The sequence below is a fragment of the Enterobacter sp. FB genome, assembly GCF_000805795.1.
GTDB lineage: Bacteria > Pseudomonadota > Gammaproteobacteria > Enterobacterales > Enterobacteriaceae > Enterobacter > Enterobacter roggenkampii.
In genome coordinates this window covers 472,724-494,018 of record NZ_JSZC01000013.1, presented here as the reverse complement: position 1 = coordinate 494,018, position 21,295 = coordinate 472,724, and the positions used below count along the sequence as shown (strand labels likewise).

The window sequence follows — 21,295 nt, the reverse complement described above, 5'->3', positions numbered from 1 at the left end:
CTTATTTCCCCATCCGCTCGCGGCTCAGCCGCGCCAGCCATTCCGACACCAGCAGCGATACCAGGGCTAATACGATTGAAATGATACACAGCCGCGCCGCCGCGGCCTCTCCGCCCGGCGTTTGAATCAGGGTATACATGGCCGACGGAATCGTTCGCGTCTCGCCGGGGATGTTCGAGACGAAGGTGATGGTCGCGCCAAACTCGCCCAGCGAGCGGGCGAAGGCCAGTACCGTCCCGACAATAATGCCGGGTAACGTCAGGGGAAGCGTGATGGTGAAAAAAACGCGCCAGCGCCCGGCACCCAGCGTACGGGCCGCCTGTTCGAGCTTCATGTCCACGCCTTCCAGCGCGAGGCGGATCGCCCTCACCATCAGCGGGAATGACATTACCGCCGCCGCCAGTACCGCACCGCGCCAGCTAAACGCAAACGTCAGCCCAAACCAGTCGTAAAGTTTTTCGCCAATAAAACCGCGTCGCCCCATGGAAATTAACAGCAGATAACCGACCACCACGGGCGGCAACACGAGCGGAAGATGAAGCACGCTGTCGAGCAGCGCTTTGCCGGGAAACCGACAGCGAACCAGTAGCCAGGCAAAGAAGATCCCAAAGGGCAAACTCAGCGCAACCGCCAGGGAAGAGACTTTAAGGCTCAGCAGAACAGCCTGCCATTCAGGATCGGTCAATATCATCAGTGAGTCGTAAATCCGTAACGTTTAAAGATCGCGGACGCTTCCGGCCCCTTCAGATAATCGCGGAAGGCCGTCACGGTCGCATTTTTATGTCCATCAACAATCGCAACAGGATATTCCACTTTCTTGTGGGAGTCTTCCGGGAACGTTGCCACCACTTTCACACCCTTACTGGCAACGGCATCAGAGCCATACACAATGCCCAGCGGGGCTTCGTTGCGTTCCACCAGCGCCAGCGCGCCGCGGACATCTTCCGCCGGGGCCAGCTTCGGTGACAATGTCTCCCATGCGCCCAATTTTTGCAGCGCTTCTTTGGCGTAGATCCCGGCCGGAACGTGCTCCGGATCGCCCACCGCCAGACGCCCGCCGTTCAGCAGGCTTATCCAGTGGGTCTCTTTGTTGATGGTGAAGTCAGCCTGGGCGCTGGCTTTTGGCGCCACGACAACCAGGCTATTCCCCAGCAGCGTTTCGCGGGTTGCCGCATCAATCGCTTTTTTCTCCGCCGCGTAATCCATCCACTTCTGGTCAGCCGAGATGAACAGATCCGCCGGCGCGCCCGCTTCTATCTGGCGCGCGAGCGTCGAGGAAGAGGCAAACGAGGAGACCACCTCGACGTTGTTCTCTTTTTTATACGCTGCCGCGATATCCTGCAGCGCGTTAGTCAATGAGGCCGCCGCAAAGACCGTGATTTTACCCTCGTCCGCCAGCGCGTGGCCGGTCAGTGAAAGCGTCAGCGTTGCGCCTGCGAAAAGGCGTACCCAGGTACGTGCCATTTTTAACTCCTGTGAGTAGCGTTATATACATATCAATATAACGGTAACGTCAGGGAGATCCCAGCGTTTAATCGTACCGCTGAAGAGGTAAACCGGCGTGGTGCGTTAAAGAGTATCGGCGAAAATGGGAAAATCTTGAGAGCAAAACGCCCGGACTTGCCGGGCGTTTTGAGGGAATCAATGCTGCTTTTTAGCCTGGTCTCTGTGACCAATGTTCGAAAAGACGTTGAACACTTCACCCAGGCCGTAGATGGCACCGAGGATGATGGCCATCACTACTGGTACCATGATCACGGCGAATACCAGACTTTTCAACAACTCTAACATGGTTTTCTCCAGATATTGTGAACAGCTTATTCTACCCTTTCAACTGAGAAAAACATCCCCTTTTGTGCGGTACCCTTTGCGCCCTGCACCATTTGGGTCACAATACCCTTTTTGCCAGGACACTGTTATGCAGGCCGAAATTCTTCTCACACTCCGACTTCAGCAAAAGCTTTTCGCCGATCCGCGACGTATCGCCCTGCTTAAACAAATAGAACAAACGGGCTCGATTAGCCAGGGGGCGAAAAACGCGGGCATCAGCTACAAAAGTGCCTGGGACGCCATCAACGACATGAACACCCTGAGCGAACAGCCGCTGGTGGACAGAGCCACGGGCGGCAAAGGCGGCGGCGGTGCAATCGTGACGCGCTATGGTCAGCGTCTTATTCAGCTTTACGATCTGCTGGCCCAGATTCAGCAAAAAGCGTTCGATGTGTTAAGCGATGACGATAACGTTCCGCTGGACAGTCTGCTGGCCGCCATTTCCCGCTTCTCGCTACAAACCAGCGCCCGCAACCAGTGGTTTGGTACGGTGACGGCGCGCGACAATGTGCAGATACAGCAGCATATTGAGATCCTGCTTGCCGATGGCACCACCCGTCTGAAGGCCGCCATAACGGCGCAAAGCGCGGAACGTCTTGAACTGGATGAAGGGAAAGAGGTGCTGGTGCTCCTGAAAGCGCCGTGGGTCAGTATTACACGCGATCCCGACGCGGCAAAGACAGCAGATAACCAGCTGCAGGGCACCATCAGCCATATCGAACGCGGCCAGACGCAGTGCGAAGTGCTGATGACCCTGGCAGATGGGCAGCCGCTTTGCGCGACCATACCGCTCAGCGAGTCGGACAACGTAGAAGAAGGTGCTGCCGTCACCGCGTATTTCAACGCGGACCGGGTGATTATCGCCACTTTGTGCTGAGCACATTGACAATCGTACCGACAGTGCGTATCCCTGATATCTGGTGCCGCAAAAACAGGGATAAACCATGTCATCATTGCATATTTCGCAAGGCACGTTTCGTCTTAGCGATACCCGAACGCTGACAATTGCTGATTTGACGCTACGCGCGGGTGAAAGCTGGGCGTTTGTCGGCACAAACGGCAGCGGTAAATCCGCGCTGGCACGCGCGCTGGCCGGAGAGCTCAACCTCCTCAAGGGCGAATACCAGAGCGACTTTACGCGCCTGACGCGCCTGTCGTTTGAACAGCTGCAAAAGCTGGTCAGCGACGAGTGGCAGCGCAACAACACCGATTTGCTCAGCCCTGGCGAAGACGATACCGGCCGTACGACGGCGGAAATTATTCAGGATGAAGTGAAGGATCCCGCCCGCTGCCAGCGCCTGGCAGAACTGTTCGGTATCACCCCTCTGCTGAACCGGCGCTTTAAATACCTTTCGACCGGCGAGACGCGAAAAACGCTGCTTTGTCAGGCGCTGATGAGCGAACCTGAACTGCTTATTCTGGACGAACCGTTCGACGGTCTTGACGTGCAGTCCCGGGCGCAGCTGGCGTCTCTGCTGGCGTCGCTTAATCAGCAGGGATATACCCTCGTGCTGGTACTTAACCGTTTTGATGAAATTCCGGAATTTATCCAGCACGCGGGCGTCCTGGCCGACTGTAACCTGACCGAGACCGGCGAAAAAACCGCGCTGCTTAAGCAGGCGCTGATTGCCCAGCTCGCGCACAGCGAACAGCTCGACGGTATTACCCTTCCGGAACCCGACGCCCCGTCGGCGCGCCACGCGCTTGATCCCCACCAGCCGCGCATCGTGCTGCGCGATGGGGTGGTCTCTTATGACGATCGCGCTATCCTTAATCACCTCAACTGGACGGTCAATCCAGGCGAGCACTGGCAGATTGTCGGCCCCAACGGCGCGGGAAAATCCACGCTGCTGAGCCTGATCACCGGCGATCATCCGCAGGGCTACAGCAACGACCTCACGCTGTTCGGTCGGCGTCGCGGCAGCGGCGAAACCATCTGGGATATCAAAAAACATATCGGCTACGTCAGCAGCAGCTTGCATCTGTATTACCGGGTCAGTACCACGGTACGCAACGTGATCCTCTCCGGGTATTTTGACTCCATCGGCATTTATCAGGCGGTGTCGGACAAACAGTACAAGCTGGCCCAGCAGTGGCTGGACATTCTGGGCATGGACAACCGGGTGGCTGACGCGCCGTTTCATAGTCTTTCGTGGGGGCAGCAGCGTCTGGCGCTGATCGTTCGCGCGCTGGTGAAACACCCTACGCTGCTGATCCTCGACGAACCGCTGCAGGGACTCGACCCGTTGAACCGCCAGCTTATCCGCCGCTTTGTGGACGTGCTGATTAGCGAAGGTGAAACGCAGCTGCTGTTCGTTTCACATCATGCCGAAGATGCCCCCTCCTGCATCACCCATCGCCTGGAGTTTGTTCCGGACGGTGAGCACTATTACTATCGGCAAAGCAAAATCGATTAATCCCCGGAGGGCACCGCCCTCCGTTTTTCAGATAACCTGCACTAATACATTGCTATCCCGTTGATCTACAATGCCTCACGGTAGCTGAAAATCGGATTTTAAAAACAGTGTAAACGATTCCACTATTTTATCCCATGTCACACTTTTCGCGTCTCTGTTATGCTATGGTTATTACATACCATAAGCCCAATGGAGCGAAATATGCGAGTTCTGGTAACAGGTGGTAGCGGTTACATCGGTAGTCATACCTGCGTGCAGCTGCTGCAAAACGGCCATGACGTCATCATTCTCGACAACCTGTGCAACAGTAAGCGCAGCGTGCTGCCTGTGATTGAACGTCTTGGCGGTAAACACCCGACGTTCGTGGAAGGCGACATCCGTAACGAAGCGCTGATGACCGAGATCCTTCACGACCACGCCATTGAAGCGGTGATCCACTTCGCGGGTCTGAAAGCGGTCGGTGAATCCGTTGCTAAGCCGCTTGAGTATTACGATAACAACGTCAACGGCACCCTGCGTCTCATCTCCGCCATGCGTGCGGCCAACGTCAAAAACTTCATCTTTAGCTCTTCCGCCACCGTCTACGGCGATCAGCCTAAAATCCCTTACGTTGAAAGCTTCCCGACCGGGACGCCGCAGAGCCCGTACGGCAAAAGCAAGCTGATGGTGGAGCAGATCCTGACCGATCTGCAAAAAGCCCAGCCGGAGTGGAGCATCGCGCTGCTGCGCTACTTCAACCCGGTCGGTGCGCATCCGTCTGGCGATATGGGGGAAGATCCGCAGGGCATTCCGAACAACCTGATGCCGTATATCGCCCAGGTGGCCGTAGGCCGCCGCGAGTCGCTGGCGATTTTTGGCAATGACTACCCGACCGAAGACGGCACCGGCGTGCGCGACTATATCCACGTGATGGATCTGGCCGACGGCCACGTTGCGGCCATGCAGCAGCTGGCGGATAAACCGGGCGTGCATATTTACAACCTCGGCGCTGGCGTCGGCAGCAGCGTGCTGGACGTGGTTAACGCCTTCAGCAAAGCCTGCGGCAAGCCGGTGAACTACCACTTCGCACCGCGTCGTGAGGGCGATCTGCCTGCTTACTGGGCCGATGCCACCAAAGCCGACAAAGAGCTTAACTGGCGTGTCACGCGCACGCTTGATGAAATGGCACAGGATACCTGGCACTGGCAGTCACGCCACCCGCAAGGCTATCCGGACTAAGGATCCGTCATGACGCAATTTAATCCCGTCGATCATCCGCATCGTCGTTTTAACCCGTTAAGCGGGCAATGGATTTTAGTTTCTCCGCATCGCGCCAAGCGCCCCTGGCAGGGGGCGCAGGAGACGCCTGCAAAACAGACCCTGCCGCAGCACGACCCGGACTGCTTCCTCTGTCCGGGCAATACGCGCGTCACCGGGGATAAAAACCCGGACTACAAAGGCACCTTCGTGTTTACCAACGATTTTGCCGCCCTGATGACCGACACGCCGGACGCGCCGGAAAGCCACGATCCGCTGATGCGCTGTGAAAGCGCGCGCGGTACCAGCCGCGTGATCTGCTTCTCTCCCGATCACAGCAAAACGCTGCCGGAGCTGAGCGTTGAGGCACTGAAAGAGGTGGTCAACACCTGGCAGGCGCAAACCGCCGAGCTGGGTCAGACTTACCCGTGGGTGCAGGTGTTTGAAAATAAAGGTGCGGCCATGGGCTGCTCTAACCCGCACCCGCACGGCCAGGTCTGGGCGAACAGCTTCCTGCCTAACGAAGCCGAGCGTGAAGACCGCCTGCAAAAAGCGTATTACGCGGAAAACGGCTCGCCGATGCTGGTGGATTACGCGCAGCGTGAGCTGGCCGACGGCAGCCGTACCGTGGTGGAGACCGAACACTGGCTGGCCGTCGTGCCTTACTGGGCCGCCTGGCCGTTTGAGACGCTGCTGCTACCGAAAGCGCACGTGCAGCGCATCACCGAACTCAGCGACGCGCAGCGCGACGACCTTGCCCTGGCGCTGAAAAAGCTGACCAGCCGTTACGACAACCTGTTCCAGTGCTCCTTCCCGTACTCCATGGGCTGGCACGGCGCACCGTTTAACGGGGAAGAGAATCAGCACTGGCAGCTGCACGCCCATTTCTATCCGCCGCTGCTGCGCTCTGCGACGGTGCGTAAATTTATGGTGGGCTACGAAATGCTGGCAGAAACCCAGCGTGATCTGACGGCGGAACAGGCGGCTGAACGTCTGCGTGCCGTTAGCGACGTCCACTATCGCGAATCAGGAGTCTAAAAGATGAGTCTGAAAGATAAAACACAATCCCTGTTTGCTGAGAAATTTGGCTACCCTGCCACCCACGTAATTCAGGCACCTGGCCGCGTCAACCTGATTGGTGAACACACCGACTACAACGACGGCTTTGTGCTGCCGTGCGCTATCGATTACCAGACGGTCATCAGCTGCGCGAAGCGCGACGATCGCCAGGTTCGCGTGATTGCGGCGGATTACGGTAATGAAACGGACGCGTTTTCCCTCGATGCCCCGATTGTGACGCACGACAGCCAGCAGTGGTCTAACTACGTGCGCGGCGTGGTGAAGCATCTGCAGAAGCGTAATAAAAACTTCGGCGGCGCCGATTTGGTCATCAGCGGCAACGTGCCGCAGGGGGCGGGCTTAAGCTCCTCTGCGTCTCTGGAGGTCGCCGTGGGCACCGTGTTCCAGCAGCTCTATCATTTGTCGCTGGATGGCGCGCAAATCGCCCTGAACGGCCAGGAAGCGGAAAACCAGTTCGTGGGCTGCAACTGCGGCATCATGGACCAGCTGATCTCCGCGCTGGGCAAAAAAGAGCACGCGTTGCTGATCGACTGCCGCTCGCTGGGCACCAAAGCCGTTCCCCTGCCAAAAGGCGCGGCTGTCGTGATCGTCAACAGCAACTTTAAGCGCACGCTGGTGGGCAGCGAGTACAACACCCGCCGCGAGCAGTGCGAAACCGGCGCCCGCTTCTTCCAGCAGCCCGCCCTGCGCGACGTCACGCTCAATGAATTTAACAAAGTGGCGCACGAGCTGGATCCGATCGTCGCCAAACGCGTTCGTCACGTGCTGACGGAAAATGCCCGTACCGTTGAAGCCGCGTCCGCGCTGGCGAAAGGTGACCTGAAACGCATGGGTGAACTGATGGCGGAATCTCACGCCTCCATGCGCGATGATTTTGAAATCACCGTGCCGCAGATCGACACCCTGGTGGAGATCGTCAAAGCGGTCATTGGCGACAAAGGCGGCGTGCGCATGACGGGCGGTGGTTTTGGCGGCTGCATCGTTGCGCTGGTGCCTGAGGATTTGGTCCCTGCTGTACAGGACGCCGTGGCGAAGCAGTACGAAGCAAAAACAGGTATCAAAGAAACCTTCTATGTTTGCAAAGCATCACAAGGAGCCGGACAGTGCTAAACGAAACACCTACCCTCGCACCGGATGGTCTGCCGTATCGCCTGTTAACCCTGCGCAATCGCGCGGGGATGGTGGTTACGCTAATGGACTGGGGTGCAACCCTTCTTTCAGCACGCGTACCGATGCCGGACGGCAGCGTGCGCGAAACCCTGCTCGGCTGCGCCTCACCCGAGCAGTATGTTAATCAGTCTGCCTATCTGGGCGCATCCGTAGGGCGCTATGCGAACCGCATCGCGAAGAGCCGTTTTGAACTCGACGGCGTGCAGTACACCCTGCTGCCAAGCCAGGGTGAGAACCAGCTGCACGGCGGCCCGGACGGGTTTGATAAACGCCGCTGGAAGATTGTTCGTCAAAACGACGGCGAAGTGCTGTTCTCGCTGGATTCGCAGGACGGCGATCAGGGCTTCCCGGGTAACCTTATCGCCTCCGCGCGCTTTACATTGACCGACGACAACCGTATCGCCATTGAATACCGTGCGACGGTCGACAAGCCGTGTCCGGTCAACCTGACCAATCACGCGTACTTTAATCTGGACGGTAACCAGTGCGACGTGCGGAACCACAAGCTTCAGATCCTGGCGGATGCGTATCTGCCGGTTGATGAGATGGGCATTCCGTACCAGGGCCTCAAAGACGTGAGCGGCACCAGCTTTGACTTCCGCAGCGCGAAATCCATCGCCCAGGATTTCCTGAGCGATGACGACCAGCGCAAGGTGAAAGGCTACGACCACGCGTTCCTGCTGCAGGCTAAAGGCGATGTGAAACAACCTGCCGCACAGGTCTGGTCCACCGATGAGAAGCTGCAGATGACGGTTTATACCACCGCTCCTGCCCTGCAGTTCTACTCAGGTAACTATCTCGGCGGCACGACGGCGCGCGAACACGAAGAGTACAGCGACTGGCAAGGCCTGGCGCTGGAGAGCGAGTACCTGCCGGACAGCCCGAATCATCCGGAATGGCCGCAGCCGGACTGCGTGCTGCGCCCGGGTGAAGAGTACGTTAGCGTGACGGAATATCATTTTATTCCACATTAATATTCAGCCCTCCCTCTGGAGGGCTTTTTTCTGTGCGCCTTGCTGAAAATAGCGCCGATCGCAGACAAAATCATAACCCTGGATTCACAAGCATCTTACACTCAGAGACTATTTTCGCTATGGTTAGGGTTAAGCGTTGCTGCTGGCACGGCCACGGCAATATAATGAGAATTGTTATCATTCTAAAAATGCTTGAGGAGTAAGAGATGGCTATTACTAAGCTGGTTCTGGTGCGTCACGGCGAAAGCCAGTGGAACAACGAAAACCGCTTTACCGGTTGGTACGACGTTGACCTGTCCGAGAAAGGCGTAAGCGAAGCAAAAGCAGCAGGTAAACTGCTGAAGGAAGAGGGCTTCAGCTTTGATTTTGCTTACACCTCTGTGCTGAAACGTGCCATCCATACCCTGTGGAACGTGCTGGACGAACTGGACCAGGCCTGGCTGCCGGTTGAGAAATCCTGGAAACTGAACGAGCGTCACTACGGTGCGCTGCAGGGCCTGAACAAAGCGGAAACCGCTGAGAAATACGGTGACGAGCAGGTTAAACAGTGGCGTCGCGGCTTCGCGGTCACCCCACCAGAGCTGACCAAAGATGACGAGCGCTACCCGGGCCACGACCCGCGTTACGCGAAACTGACCGACGCTGAGCTGCCAACCACCGAGAGCCTGGCGCTGACCATCGACCGCGTTGTGCCTTACTGGAACGAAACCATTCTGCCACGTCTGAAAAGCGGCGAGCGCGTGATTATCGCCGCTCACGGTAACTCCCTGCGTGCGCTGGTGAAATACCTGGACAACATGGGTGAAGACGAAATTCTCGAACTGAACATCCCAACTGGCGTACCGCTGGTGTATGAGTTCGACGAAAACTTCAAGCCAATCAAACACTACTACCTGGGTAACGCGGACGAAATCGCAGCGAAAGCGGCGGCCGTTGCGAACCAGGGTAAAGCGAAGTAATTTTCGCTGACCATAAAAAAAGCGCGGAACCGTCCGCGCTTTTTTATTTGAGCCGTCAGAATTAACCGCGACGCGCTTTCACCGCATTCGCCAGCTGGCGCAGGATGGCGTCGGTATCGTCCCAGCCGATGCAGGCATCGGTCACGCTCTTGCCGTACACCAGCGGCTCGCTGCCTTCCAGGTTCTGGTTACCTTCAACCAGATGACTTTCGATCATCACCCCAATTACCGCCTTCTCACCGCCGGCAATCTGCTGACAGACATCTGCGCCCACTTCCATCTGCTTTTTAAACTGCTTGCTTGAGTTGGCGTGGCTGAAATCGATCATCACCTGCGGTGGCAGCCCGGCTTTTTCCAGCCCGACTTTGACTTCGGCCACATGCTTCGCGCTGTAGTTCGGCTCTTTGCCGCCGCGCAGAATGATATGGCAGTCACCGTTACCGCTGGTGTTAACGATGGCGGAGTGTCCCCATTTGGTCACGGACAGGAAGCAGTGCGGTGCGCCCGCTGCGTTGATGGCGTCGATAGCCACCTTAATGGTGCCGTCAGTGCCGTTTTTGAAGCCCACCGGACAAGAGAGACCGGACGCCAGCTCGCGGTGAACCTGAGATTCAGTAGTGCGGGCACCAATTGCCCCCCAGCTCATCAGGTCTGCCAGATACTGGGGCGTAATCATGTCCAGGAACTCACCGGCCGCAGGCAGTCCGCTGTCGTTAATCTCCAGCAGCAGCTTGCGCGCAATGCGCAGGCCGTCGTTGATTTGGAAGCTGTTATCCATGTGCGGATCGTTAATCAGCCCTTTCCAGCCAACGGTGGTGCGCGGTTTTTCAAAATAGACGCGCATCACGATTTCCAGCTCATCCTTCAGCTCTTCACGCAGGGTGAGCAGACGGGCTGCGTATTCTTTCGCGGCAGCAGGATCGTGGATAGAGCATGGGCCAATCACCACCAGAAGACGATCGTCATTACCTTTCAGGATCTTATGGATCGCTTTACGAGCATGAGAAACCGTGTTTGCGGCATTTTCAGTGGCGGGGAATTTCTCAAGGAGTGCTACAGGAGGTAATAACTCATTGATCTCTTTAATACGTAAATCGTCATTCTGATAATTCATCTTCGTTCCAGCTCTGCCATATCTTTAGTAATGAAAGCAATCCTTTCAATCTATCTTGTCGCTCAGGAAGTGTAAACACGGTTTTACACTTCACGCAGATAATTCCTGGAATTCGCCTAAAAATCGCCACAAAATAGCGAAAAACGAGATCTAACCTAAGCTTTTTAACTGTAACAACCATTTTTACACGCTTAAACGCGATTCCCGACTGACGTAAGTCCGTATGGCGGAATCTTTCGCCTCTGAAAAAGATGCACTGTTGGAAAATGTTATCCAGCGTAACGACAAGAACAGGAGCACCATGATGAAAATGACAAAACTGGCAACCCTCTTCCTGACCGCCACCCTCACCCTGGCCAGCGGTAGCGTTCTTGCGGCCGAAACGGGCTCATCGGGTAACGGTGATGCAAACGCGGCTGCGTCAGCAGGCCAGGTCGCCCCTGATGCCAAACAGAACGTCGCCCCGAACAATGTCGATAATAGTCAGATCAATAATGGAAACACCAACACCGGCGGCACCATGCTGCACCCCAACGGTACCGACTCCGGCACCATGAATCATGACAGCATGAGCAAAGATGAAGTTCATAAGAACTCCATGTGTAAAGATGGCAAATGTCCCGACCCGAATGACAAAGTGGGGGATGATGCCAATACCAAAACAGATGGTACGACTCAGTAACCGGCTGTGAAATTAATGATAAAAGGAGAGCTAAGGCTCTCCTTTCTTTTTGAGTAACCTATTAAAAACGCTACACTAAAAACGATAACGAATCAGGAAAGATAACATGGCACACACACATTCCCACGCCGCCGGCGACGACAACGCTAAACGATTGCTGCTGGCCTTCGGCGTCACCGCAACCTTCATGATTATTGAGGTCATCGGCGGTCTGGTCTCCGGCTCTCTGGCGCTACTGGCTGACGCCGGGCATATGCTTACCGATGCAGCGGCGCTACTTTTCGCCCTTCTGGCCGTACAGTTTGCCCGTCGTCCCCCCAATACACGCCATACCTTCGGCTGGCTGAGGCTGACGACCCTTGCCGCCTTTGTTAACGCGATTGCCCTGGTGGTCATTACCATTCTTATCGTCTGGGAGGCCATTCAGCGGTTCAGACATCCTCAGCCGATTGCCGGGGCGACAATGATGGTGATTGCCGTGGCAGGGCTGGTGGCGAATATCCTGGCCTTCTGGATTTTGCACCGCGGCAGCGAGGAAAAGAACCTCAACGTGCGCGCGGCGGCTCTGCATGTGCTGGGGGATTTGCTCGGTTCAGTCGGGGCGATTGTCGCCGCGCTGGTGATCCTCTATACCGGCTGGACGCCTGTCGATCCGATTTTGTCCGTGCTGGTGTCGTGTCTGGTCTTGCGCAGCGCCTGGCGGCTGCTGAAGGAGAGCGTGAATGAACTGCTTGAAGGGGCTCCGGCATCCATGGACATCGACGAGCTGAAGCGCAACCTGCGCCGTACTGTTCCGGAAGTCCGCAATGTCCACCACGTGCACGTCTGGCTGGTGGGGGAGAAACCGGTCATGACGCTCCATGTCCAGGTGATCCCGCCTCACGACCACGATGCGCTGCTCGATCGCATCCAGCACTTCCTGGAACATCACTACGACATTAGCCATGCCACCGTTCAGATGGAGTATCAGCCCTGTAGCGGACCGGACTGCCACCTTAACGAGGCGCAGTCCGGTCATTCACATCATCATGACCACTAGCTGGAAAGCGCGCGAGAGCCTCGCTCACGCGCGCTGTTAATCCACATCCGGCTACCGTTCAGCGCGATGAAGGTCAGCAACAGATATTCCAGCGACATGGCATAGACGCCCTGCAGGGCGAAGATCGCCACGCTGATAACGTTGATGATGACCCACAGCAGCCAGTTCTCAACGTATTTACGGGTCATCAGAATCATCGCCGCAATCGACAGCACCATCATGCAGGAATCCCAGAACGGGAAAGCATCCGGCTGGAGTTCTGGCATCGTCACGTTCAGGCCGATGCCGGACATGACCGAAACGGCAATGCGGGTCAGGAACGCAAACACCGGATTGATGAAGACGGTCATTAAGCCAATGGCCACCACGCAGGCAACAAACCAGGCGATGGCTTTCGGCAGGGGCAGCCAGCGAATCTGCAGTTCGGCCTCCTGCTGGCTGTTCTGACGCGTCCAGGCATACCAGCCGTAAATATTGGCGGCAAAGAAGAACAGCTGCAAAAGCAGGCTGGCGTACAGCTGGATCTGGAAGAAGATAATCGCAAACAGCGTGACGTTAATCAGCCCGAACGCATAATTGCTGATCTTCTCAAGGCTTGCCAGCCAGATACACAATAATCCCGCCAGCGTACCAACGGCCTCAATCCATGACAGGTCATAGCCACCTGCACCAATCGGTATATGAACCAGAATGTTCTGTGTGCTAAAAAAATCCATCTTTTCCCCGGGGCGTAGTGAATTAAGTACGTAGTGTAGCCGCAAAATCCAGCATGCGGTTAAGCGGAATTAACGCGCCTTCACGCAGGCCAGCATCCACGTGGATTTCATGCGCCGCACCACCGGTTTCTAACCCTTCGGCAATCGCTTTCAGGCCGTTCATCGCCATCCACGGGCAATGCGCACAGCTGCGGCACGTTGCCCCCTCGCCTGCGGTAGGCGCTTCGAGAAGCTCTTTCTCCGGCACGGCCTGCTGCATCTTGTAGAAGATACCGCGATCGGTCGCCACGATAAGCTGCTTGTGAGGCAACGTTCTGGCCGCGTTAATAAGCTGGCTGGTTGAACCCACCGCATCCGCCATGCCGACAATCGACTGCGGAGATTCAGGGTGCACAAGAATGGCGGCGTCAGGATAAAGCGCCTTCATGCGCGCCAGCGCCTGCGTCTTGAACTCGTCATGAACGATACAGGCGCCCTGCCAGCAGAGTACGTCAGCCCCCGTCTGCTTCTGAACATAATTGCCGAGATGGCGATCAGGCGCCCAGATAATTTTCTCCCCCAGACTATCCAGATGTTCAATCAGCTCAACGGCGATGCTTGACGTGACCACCCAGTCTGCCCGCGCTTTCACTGCTGCCGAGGTGTTCGCGTAAACCACCACGGTCCGGTCAGGGTGGGCATCACAGAAGGCCGTGAATTCGTCAATCGGACAGCCAAGATCCAGGGAACACTCCGCGTTAAGCGTGGGCATCAGAATGGTTTTTTCCGGGCTCAGGATCTTTGCCGTTTCGCCCATAAAACGCACGCCGGCAACCAGCAGCGTGGAAGCGGGATGCCGTGCACCGAAGCGCGCCATCTCCAGTGAGTCAGAAATGCAGCCCCCGGTCTCTTCCGCCAGCTGCTGAATTTCCGGGTCAGTGTAGTAATGGGCCACCATCACCGCGTCGCGCTCTTTAAGAAGACGTATAATCTTCTCGCGGTAGAACTGCTTTTCGTCCTGGCTCAGCGGGACAGGCTTAGGCGGAAACGGATAGATTGCGGCTTCAGGATCAAACATCACACTCATTATGGCTTCTCGTTTTACGGGCTTAACAATATTGCCTTTCATTTGCCTGACATAGCAAAACGCGTGGCAATTGTGTTTTGTATACTAAACAAGATAGCGAATCTGGCGTGAAAAGTCACCGGGAATAGATGGGCGGAGCATTTGTTGTACCGCAGATAGCAAAAAGGCGCCTTTAGGGCGCCTTTCTACACTGGTGGGTCGTGCAGGATTCGAACCTGCGACCAATTGATTAAAAGTCAACTGCTCTACCAACTGAGCTAACAACCCCTTGCGGGATTTTTTTCTTCGAAGTGGTGGGTCGTGCAGGATTCGAACCTGCGACCAATTGATTAAAAGTCAACTGCTCTACCAACTGAGCTAACGACCCATTCGGGTGCTGACTTCGAAGATTTTTACTCGGTACCACTTTAAAGTGGTGGGTCGTGCAGGATTCGAACCTGCGACCAATTGATTAAAAGTCAACTGCTCTACCAACTGAGCTAACGACCCGAGTGGTGGGTGATGACGGGCTCGAACCGCCGACCCCCTCCGTGTAAAGGAGATGCTCTACCAACTGAGCTAATCACCCACTCTGTACTGCCGGAACTGCGTTAAGTGGTGGGTCGTGCAGGATTCGAACCTGCGACCAATTGATTAAAAGTCAACTGCTCTACCAACTGAGCTAACGACCCACTTTTATGCTGCTTTCACGTTGTTTGATATCCCGTGGCAACGGCGGCATATATTACTGATTTAAGAATTCTGCGCAACAAAAATTTCGATGAAGATCACTTAACTGCTTAGTAATCATGCTGCACGACCAGAAATAACGCGATTTCTGGTCATGCGATAATCATCCCATCGAATTCAGACGTTTTTGCGCCTGCTTAGCACCTTCGGTACCCGGGAATTTTGCGACCACCTGCTGATAAACCGCTTTGGCTTTCGCCGTGTCGCCTTTGTCCTGCATGATCACGCCAACCTTATACATCGCATCTGGCGCTTTCGGCGATTTTGGGTAATTTTTCACCACTGAGGCAAAATAAAACGCCGCATCGTCCTTTTTACCCTTGTTGTAATTCAACTGACCGAGCCAGTAATTGGCATTTGGCTGATAAGTGGAATCAGGGTATTTCTTAACAAAGCTCTGAAACGCAGCAATCGCGTCATCCTGACGAGATTGATCCTGCACCAGGGCAATGGCCGCATTGTAATCCGTATTCGCGTCACCGCTCTGTACAGGCGCGCCTGTTGAGGCAGACGTATCAGCAGATGGCGCTGGCGTAGACGTCGCCGCACCGCTCTGATCGCCTGCGGCTGGTTGCGCTGCTGCACCACCACCGCTGCTCAGGCTATCTATCTGCAACAAGATTTGCTTCTGACGTTCCACAACCTGATTAAGCTGATACTGGCTTTCCTGAATCTGACCGCGGAGAGAGTCAATATCATTCTGGTTATCGGAAAGTTGTTGCTGGAGTTGGGTTAAAAGCTGGCTGTGAGCGTTAGAAATACGCTCGAGTTGAGTGACCCGGTCTTCTACCGAGCCTGAGCCGACACTACTGATTGGTGCCTGAGCAAAAGCGGCCCAGGGGGCCGCTATTCCAACCAGTAACGACAGACTCAACAGATGATGTCTGAAGTTACTGCTCATGCAATTCTCTTAGTAAACCAGTACGGCACGACGGTTTTTGGAGTAAGCCGCTTCGTCGTGACCCAGTACTGCAGGTTTTTCTTTACCGTAAGAAACGATGGAGATCTGGTCAGCAGAAACGCCTTTACCCTGCAGGTACATTTTAACAGCGTTAGCACGACGTTCACCCAGGGAGATGTTGTACTCTGGAGTACCACGTTCGTCCGCGTGACCTTCTACGGTGACTTTGTAAGATGGGTTGCTACGCAGGAAGTTAGCGTGCGCATCCAGCATCGCAGCGAAGTCAGAACGGATGTCGTATTTATCCAGATCGAAGTAAACGATGTTGTTCTGCTGCAGCTGCTGCATCTGAAGACGCGCCTGCTCTTCAGAAGACATGTTGCCATTGCCGTTCGCGTCCATACCGGTGCCGGCACCCATCATGCCTTCGCCGCTCTGGTCATTGCTGGCGTTCTTGTTTGAAGAACACGCTGCGATTGCCATTACAGGCAGAGCGATCATCAGCCCCTTCAGCACTTTGTTCAGTTGCATTTCTATGATTCCTTTAGTAATCAATTAATTATTATTTACAGATACGGCGACCAGGCAGGTGATTTTACCTGTCCATCAGTTGCCGGAATACGCGCTTTGAAACGCCCATCTGTAGAAACCAGATTCAGCACAGATCCCATCCCCTGAGAAGAGCTGTAGATTACCATAGTGCCGTTAGGTGCCAGACTTGGCGTTTCATCCAGGAACGTTGACGACAGAACTTGCACGCCACCCGCTACCAGATCTTGTTTGGCAATGTGCTGCTGCCCGCCGTTGGAGCTGACCATTACCATAAATTTACCGTCGCTGCTCACGTCTGCGTTCTGGTTCTGAGAACCTTCCCAGGTAATACGCTGCGGAGCGCCGCCGTTGATGTTCACTTTATAGATTTGTGGACGGCCGGCCTGGTCAGAGGTAAACGCCAGGTTTTGACTGTCCGGGAACCATGATGGTTCGGTGTTGTTGCTGCGACCATCGGTCACCTGACGGATCTGGCCGGAGCCAATGTCCATCACGTACAGGTTAAGGCTACCGGTTTTAGACAGCGCAAACGCCAGTTTAGAGCCGTCTGGAGAGAACGAAGGCGCACCGTTGTGACGTGGGAAAGACGCCACCTGACGAACCGCACCGTTTGCCAGCGTCTGGATAACCAGCGCAGAACGGCCGCTTTCGAAGGTGACATACGCCAGCTTAGAACCGTCCGGAGACCAGGCTGGAGACATCAGTGGCTGCGAGGAGCGTTTCACCAGGAACTGGTTGTAGCCATCGTAGTCAGATACGCGCAGTTCGTACGGGAATTGACCACCGTTGGTCTGCACCACGTACGCGATACGGGTACGGAACGCGCCTTTAATGCCGGTCAGTTTTTCAAATACCGCATCGCTGGCAGCGTGTGCCGCGTAGCGCAGGTACTGCTTAGTGACCTTGTAAGAGTTCTGGGCCAGAACGGTACCTGGTGCACCGCCGGTATCCACCAGCTGCCAGGCCACGTTGTAAGAACCGTCCGGATTAGGGGTAACCTGACCCACAACCACGGCATCAATACCCAGTGCAGACCATGCTGCAGGCTGAACTTCCTGCGCGCTACCCGGCTGCTGAGGCAGACGAGAACGATCTAACGGGTTGAATTTACCGCTGTTACGCAGGTCAGCCGCCACGATGCCACCGGCATCTTCAGGTGCAGCGCCAGGACCGGCCCACTGGAACGGAACAACACCGATTGGGCGTGCCGAGTCCACTCCCTGGGTGATCTCGATACGTACTTCTGCGTGCAGTACTGCTGCCCACAGCATTAAAAAACTAAATGCTACACGTAATGCCTGCTTCATCATATCTCCCTTATCCGGGTAACCTTACCCACGATAATTTAGCAGAATGTTAACAAACTCAAATAGACAAAACTACCCGAACCCTGTGACTAAACCTGGTCTATTTTTCCCCGTTTGCACGGGGAAAATGTAACTTAAGGTTTGAAGTCCAGCGGCGCATTTTTGAAGACTTCGTAGACTGCCTGCGAAGGCGGTTTAGGCATCTTCGCCTGACGCGCTGCAGCCAGGGCCGCAGTACATAAAGCCGGGTCGCCACCTTCAGACTTAATATCCAGCAGCATGCCATCCGGAGCCAGTTTTATACGCAACGTACACGTTTTACCGGTATAGGAAGACGCATCATAGAATCGGCTTTCAATAGCGGATTTAATCTGCGCGGCATAACCGTTGATTTCAGCCCCTGTCGCACCGTTACTCTTAGTGTTACCACTTCCGGTCGGCGCTGCGTTGTTTCCTTTCGCCCCACCGCCCGTTTTCGGCGCATTCTTACCGGAGCTCAAATCGCCCAGCAGATCGTCAACCCCTGCGGCAGCAGCGGCTTTTTCAGCGGCGGCAGCCTTTTTAGCAGCCGCTTTTTCAGCTGCAGCTTTCTTATCGGCAGCGGCCTTCTCAGCTGCAGCTTTTTTGTCAGCAGCGGCTTTTTCGGCAGCTGCGGCTTTTTCTGCCGCGGCTTTTTCTGCTGCTGCTTTCTCTGCAGCAGCCGCTTTCTTCGCGGCCTCGGCAGCAGCTTTCTTCTCTGCTTCCTGAGCGGCCTTCTTCGCGGCTTCCGCTTCTGCTTTCTTCTGAGCATCAGCTGCGGCTTTCTTCGCGGCTTCGGCTTCCGCTTTCTTCTGAGCATCAGCGGCCGCTTTCTTCGCCGCTTCGGCTTCCGCTTTCTTCTGGGCGTCGGCAGCCGCTTTCTTCGCCGCTTCTGCCGTTAATTTCGCCTGGGCATCAGCCTGTGCTTTCGCGTCCGCTGCGGCTTTTGCTGCCGCCTCTTCCGCCTGCTTTTGCTGTTCCTGTGCTTTTTTCGCGGCCTCTTCGGCTTGTTTCTGCTGCTCTGCCTGCGCTTTCGCGGCTTCCTGCGCCTGCAAACGTTCTTTCTCAAGCTGCTTCAGACGCTCCTGCTCTGCGGCCTGCTTTTCACGCAGTTCTTCCGCTTGCTGTTGCGCCTGTTTTTCACGCTGCTCTTCAGCCCGTTTTGCACTCGCCTTCTGCTGCTGTTGGCGATTATAGTTCTGTACTACCGCACCGGGATCCACCATGACGGCGTCAATGGAAGATCCTCCACCGCCGCCAGCTGATGCATCAATATGCTCGTCGAACGAACTCCAGATCAGCGCTGCAAAGAGAATAACGTGCAGCACTGCGGAGACGATTATCGCTCGCTTAAGCTTGTCGTTCTGTTCGGTTGCCTTTGACACTATCGGTTCCCAAAAACTACGCGGATGATCAAATAGGTTGGGTCATTAAGCCAACTGACTTAACACCCGCACTATGTAGCAAGTTCAGCGCTTTAATAATTTCATCGTAGGGTACGTCTTTCGCGCCACCGATTAAGAAGACCGTTTTCGGATTTGACTCCAGGCGACGCTGCGCTTCGGCAATAACCTGCTCAGGTGGCAGCTGATCCATACGATCTTTTTCTACCACGACGCTGTATTGCCCTACGCCGGAAACCTCAATGATAACCGGAGGATCGTCATTGGTGCTCACCGCCTGTGATTCTGTCGCATCCGGCAGATCCACTTCCACGCTCTGGGTAATGATTGGCGCTGTTGCCATGAAGATCAGCAGCAGTACCAGCAGGACGTCCAGCAGTGGAACGATATTGATTTCGGACTTGAGCTCGCGACGACCTCGTCCACGCGATCTGGCCATGGTTTACCCCTTGTTGCTCTCGGTGCTGGTAAACGCCTGACGGTGCAGAATCGCAGTGAACTCTTCCATAAAGTTGTCGTAGTTCAGTTCCAGTTTGTTCACGCGCTGGTTCAGACGGTTGTAAGCCATAACCGCAGGAATTGCCGCAAACAGACCGATAGCGGTCGCAATCAGTGCTTCAGCGATACCCGGTGCAACCATCTGCAACGTGGCCTGCTTCACCGCGCCCAGCGCGATAAAGGCGTGCATGATCCCCCACACGGTACCAAACAGACCGATATACGGGCTGATGGAACCGACAGTACCGAGGAAAGGAATATGCGTTTCAAGGTTTTCCAGCTCGCGGTTCATCGAAATGCGCATCGCGCGCGAGGCACCTTCCACCACCGCTTCAGGCGCATGATTGTTTGCACGATGCAGACGGGCGAACTCTTTGAAGCCGCTATAGAAAATTTGCTCGGAGCCGGTCAGGTTTTCACGACGTCCCTGGCTCTCCTGGTACAGACGAGAAAGCTCAATGCCCGACCAGAACTTATCTTCAAACGCTTCAGCCTCACGGCCAGCGGCATTGAGGATACGCGTTCTCTGGATGATGATGGCCCAGGATGCGATTGAAAAACCAATCAAAATCAACATGATAAGTTTAACCAGAAGGCTTGCCTTCAGGAACAAATCAAGGATATTCATGTCAGTCACTGCTTAAACTCCGCGACAATAGACTTAGGAAGCGCACGAGGCTTCATTATGGTTGGATCAACACAAACAATCAGCACTTCAGCTGAGTTCAGTACGGTATTCTCTGCGTTGACTATCCGCTGCGTGAAAACCAGTGAGGTCCCGCGCATTGATGTAATTTCAGTTTGGACTTCGAGCATATCGTCGAGTCTGGCAGGCGCAAAATACTCAAGCGTCATCTTGCGTACCACGAAGGCAACTCGCTCAGCCAACAGCACCTGTTGACTAAAGTGATGATGGCGCAGCATCTCTGTGCGTGCCCGTTCATAAAAAGCAACGTAGCTGGCGTGGTAAACCACACCACCGGCATCGGTATCTTCGTAATAGACACGAACCGGCCATCGAAACAGCGTTGTATTCACTTTACATCCCAGTAATGCAACAAAAGTTAGAGCTTTTAAACTTCGCTACTATACGCGCGGGAAAGATGGTTTGGAATGGGGGAAAGTAAACGGAGAGTAAATTTTTATGGGCTCGGGTAAGCCCATAACGTTAACGGACATTTCTTATTCAGAAGAAGAAGAAAATCAAACCGGCGAGTAGCACCAGATCGGCGATCGGCGGGCAAAAAATTCCCTGCCAGTGAACGGCTTTCGGACGAAAGCCCACGCCGTGGATCACACCTGCGCACACCGCCCACATGATGAGGAAGCCGTGCCAGATTTCAAGCTCGCTGGTTTTCGCTGCAAAGCGCGAAGGGTCCCAGAAGATACAGCCTGCCAGCAGTAATGCCATCACTAAAGAAAGCGCCCGTAACGGGCGCTTATCCATTACCGCGTAAAGTTTCGCGATAATATTCATCAGTGTTTTTCTTCACCCGCTTTGGTCGCTTCAACGTGCTCAAGCGCCAGGGCAGTGATGACACCAAATGCACAGGCAAGAAGCGTCCCTAAAATCCATGCGAAATACCACATATTCAGCTCCTTAC

24 protein-coding genes and 5 tRNA genes are annotated in these 21,295 nt (G+C 55.1%); 9 read left to right on the top strand and 20 right to left on the bottom strand.

All coding sequences use genetic code 11. From position 1 onward, the window contains the following. Position 1 precedes the first annotated feature (1 nt). The 3 genes from modB to PI91_RS09210 form a co-directional block, all read right to left on the bottom strand. Positions 2 to 691, bottom strand: coding sequence for a molybdate ABC transporter permease subunit (gene modB, locus PI91_RS09220; protein ID WP_032663931.1), 690 nt, complete (start codon positions 689 to 691; stop codon positions 2 to 4). Then, complete coding sequence (gene modA / locus PI91_RS09215) at positions 691 to 1,464, bottom strand: molybdate ABC transporter substrate-binding protein (RefSeq protein WP_023292996.1); 774 nt, start codon at positions 1,462 to 1,464, stop codon at positions 691 to 693. Before modA ends, modB begins: the two co-directional genes overlap by 1 nt. 177 nt (positions 1,465 to 1,641) lie before the next feature. Then, positions 1,642 to 1,791, bottom strand: a complete 150-nt coding sequence (locus PI91_RS09210; RefSeq protein ID WP_008501118.1) for an AcrZ family multidrug efflux pump-associated protein — start codon at positions 1,789 to 1,791, stop codon at positions 1,642 to 1,644. Between the two features lie 127 nt (positions 1,792 to 1,918). On the opposite strand from PI91_RS09210, the gene modE reads away from it, so the two are divergent. From modE to gpmA, 7 genes are all read left to right on the top strand, one after another. Next, the gene (modE, locus tag PI91_RS09205) at positions 1,919 to 2,707 is read left to right on the top strand and encodes a molybdenum-dependent transcriptional regulator (protein ID WP_039265989.1); all 789 of its coding nucleotides are present in this window, start codon (positions 1,919 to 1,921) and stop codon (positions 2,705 to 2,707) included. 67 nt (positions 2,708 to 2,774) lie between these two features. Next, positions 2,775 to 4,247 (top strand): molybdate ABC transporter ATP-binding protein ModF, encoded by a 1,473-nt coding sequence (modF, locus tag PI91_RS09200; RefSeq protein ID WP_039265988.1) that lies wholly within the window; start codon positions 2,775 to 2,777, stop codon positions 4,245 to 4,247. Between the two features lie 201 nt (positions 4,248 to 4,448). Further along, positions 4,449 to 5,465 (top strand): UDP-glucose 4-epimerase GalE, encoded by a 1,017-nt coding sequence (gene galE, locus PI91_RS09195; protein WP_008501115.1) that lies wholly within the window; start codon positions 4,449 to 4,451, stop codon positions 5,463 to 5,465. Positions 5,466 to 5,474: 9 nt separating this feature from the next. Continuing rightward, positions 5,475 to 6,521 (top strand): galactose-1-phosphate uridylyltransferase, encoded by a 1,047-nt coding sequence (galT, locus tag PI91_RS09190; RefSeq protein WP_039265985.1) that lies wholly within the window; start codon positions 5,475 to 5,477, stop codon positions 6,519 to 6,521. Between the two features lie 3 nt (positions 6,522 to 6,524). Then, on the top strand, positions 6,525 to 7,673 hold the full coding sequence (galK, locus tag PI91_RS09185; RefSeq protein ID WP_008501113.1) for a galactokinase: 1,149 nt from the start codon (positions 6,525 to 6,527) through the stop codon (positions 7,671 to 7,673). Continuing rightward, the gene (galM, locus tag PI91_RS09180) at positions 7,667 to 8,707 is read left to right on the top strand and encodes a galactose-1-epimerase (RefSeq protein WP_039265984.1); all 1,041 of its coding nucleotides are present in this window, start codon (positions 7,667 to 7,669) and stop codon (positions 8,705 to 8,707) included. The genes galK and galM overlap by 7 nt, the downstream gene beginning before the upstream one ends. A gap of 206 nt (positions 8,708 to 8,913) precedes the next feature. Further along, positions 8,914 to 9,666 carry a 2,3-diphosphoglycerate-dependent phosphoglycerate mutase gene (gpmA, locus tag PI91_RS09175; protein ID WP_008501111.1) on the top strand — a complete coding sequence of 251 codons (753 nt, stop codon included), beginning with the start codon at positions 8,914 to 8,916 and terminating at the stop codon, positions 9,664 to 9,666. A 61-nt stretch (positions 9,667 to 9,727) separates the two neighbouring features. Here gpmA and aroG read toward each other — a convergent pair whose 3' ends face one another. Continuing rightward, positions 9,728 to 10,780, bottom strand: coding sequence for a 3-deoxy-7-phosphoheptulonate synthase AroG (gene aroG, locus PI91_RS09170; protein WP_008501110.1), 1,053 nt, complete (start codon positions 10,778 to 10,780; stop codon positions 9,728 to 9,730). 304 nt (positions 10,781 to 11,084) lie between these two features. Here aroG and PI91_RS09165 point away from each other — a divergent pair, with 304 nt between their 5' ends. Both PI91_RS09165 and zitB read left to right on the top strand, forming a co-directional pair. Further along, complete coding sequence (locus PI91_RS09165; protein WP_008501109.1) at positions 11,085 to 11,462, top strand: YbgS-like family protein; 378 nt, start codon at positions 11,085 to 11,087, stop codon at positions 11,460 to 11,462. A 106-nt stretch (positions 11,463 to 11,568) separates the two neighbouring features. Further along, a complete protein-coding gene (gene zitB / locus PI91_RS09160) occupies positions 11,569 to 12,501 on the top strand; it encodes a CDF family zinc transporter ZitB (RefSeq protein ID WP_008501107.1) in 933 nt (310 codons plus the stop codon). Here the strand turns inward: zitB and pnuC are convergent. The 16 genes from pnuC to cydX all read right to left on the bottom strand — a co-directional run bounded on the left by pnuC (position 12,498) and on the right by cydX (position 21,281). Then, positions 12,498 to 13,217 (bottom strand): nicotinamide riboside transporter PnuC, encoded by a 720-nt coding sequence (gene pnuC / locus PI91_RS09155; protein WP_039265982.1) that lies wholly within the window; start codon positions 13,215 to 13,217, stop codon positions 12,498 to 12,500. The two genes, zitB and pnuC, sit on opposite strands and share 4 nt — an antisense overlap. A gap of 22 nt (positions 13,218 to 13,239) precedes the next feature. Beyond that, positions 13,240 to 14,283, bottom strand: a complete 1,044-nt coding sequence (gene nadA, locus PI91_RS09150) for a quinolinate synthase NadA (RefSeq protein ID WP_039265980.1) — start codon at positions 14,281 to 14,283, stop codon at positions 13,240 to 13,242. A 191-nt stretch (positions 14,284 to 14,474) separates the two neighbouring features. Beyond that, a tRNA-Lys gene (locus PI91_RS09145) sits at positions 14,475 to 14,550 on the bottom strand. Positions 14,551 to 14,574: 24 nt separating this feature from the next. Next, positions 14,575 to 14,650: transfer RNA gene (locus PI91_RS09140), tRNA-Lys, on the bottom strand. Positions 14,651 to 14,696: 46 nt separating this feature from the next. Beyond that, positions 14,697 to 14,772, bottom strand: a tRNA-Lys gene (locus tag PI91_RS09135). Between the two features lie 3 nt (positions 14,773 to 14,775). Then, positions 14,776 to 14,851: transfer RNA gene (locus tag PI91_RS09130), tRNA-Val, on the bottom strand. A 27-nt stretch (positions 14,852 to 14,878) separates the two neighbouring features. Next, a tRNA-Lys gene (locus PI91_RS09125) sits at positions 14,879 to 14,954 on the bottom strand. A gap of 161 nt (positions 14,955 to 15,115) precedes the next feature. Further along, positions 15,116 to 15,913 carry a cell division protein CpoB gene (gene cpoB / locus PI91_RS09120; protein WP_021241013.1) on the bottom strand — a complete coding sequence of 266 codons (798 nt, stop codon included), beginning with the start codon at positions 15,911 to 15,913 and terminating at the stop codon, positions 15,116 to 15,118. A gap of 9 nt (positions 15,914 to 15,922) precedes the next feature. Further along, on the bottom strand, positions 15,923 to 16,444 hold the full coding sequence (gene pal / locus PI91_RS09115) for a peptidoglycan-associated lipoprotein Pal (protein ID WP_003858578.1): 522 nt from the start codon (positions 16,442 to 16,444) through the stop codon (positions 15,923 to 15,925). Between the two features lie 35 nt (positions 16,445 to 16,479). Next, positions 16,480 to 17,772 (bottom strand): Tol-Pal system beta propeller repeat protein TolB, encoded by a 1,293-nt coding sequence (gene tolB / locus PI91_RS09110; protein WP_013097529.1) that lies wholly within the window; start codon positions 17,770 to 17,772, stop codon positions 16,480 to 16,482. Positions 17,773 to 17,906: 134 nt separating this feature from the next. Next, positions 17,907 to 19,175: a cell envelope integrity protein TolA gene (tolA, locus tag PI91_RS09105; protein WP_039265979.1), complete on the bottom strand. Its 1,269-nt coding sequence runs from the start codon at positions 19,173 to 19,175 to the stop codon at positions 17,907 to 17,909. Between the two features lie 28 nt (positions 19,176 to 19,203). Next, positions 19,204 to 19,632, bottom strand: a complete 429-nt coding sequence (gene tolR, locus PI91_RS09100) for a colicin uptake protein TolR (RefSeq protein WP_003858589.1) — start codon at positions 19,630 to 19,632, stop codon at positions 19,204 to 19,206. A gap of 3 nt (positions 19,633 to 19,635) precedes the next feature. After that, positions 19,636 to 20,328 (bottom strand): Tol-Pal system protein TolQ, encoded by a 693-nt coding sequence (gene tolQ / locus PI91_RS09095; RefSeq protein WP_008501101.1) that lies wholly within the window; start codon positions 20,326 to 20,328, stop codon positions 19,636 to 19,638. Next, the gene (ybgC, locus tag PI91_RS09090) at positions 20,325 to 20,729 is read right to left on the bottom strand and encodes a tol-pal system-associated acyl-CoA thioesterase (protein WP_003858593.1); all 405 of its coding nucleotides are present in this window, start codon (positions 20,727 to 20,729) and stop codon (positions 20,325 to 20,327) included. The genes tolQ and ybgC overlap by 4 nt, the downstream gene beginning before the upstream one ends. 148 nt (positions 20,730 to 20,877) lie before the next feature. Next, on the bottom strand, positions 20,878 to 21,168 hold the full coding sequence (gene ybgE, locus PI91_RS09085) for a cyd operon protein YbgE (protein WP_023618885.1): 291 nt from the start codon (positions 21,166 to 21,168) through the stop codon (positions 20,878 to 20,880). Further along, entirely contained in the window at positions 21,168 to 21,281 is a 114-nt protein-coding gene (gene cydX / locus PI91_RS09080) for a cytochrome bd-I oxidase subunit CydX (RefSeq protein ID WP_003858598.1), read from the bottom strand. The genes ybgE and cydX overlap by 1 nt, the downstream gene beginning before the upstream one ends. Positions 21,282 to 21,295 lie beyond the last annotated feature (14 nt).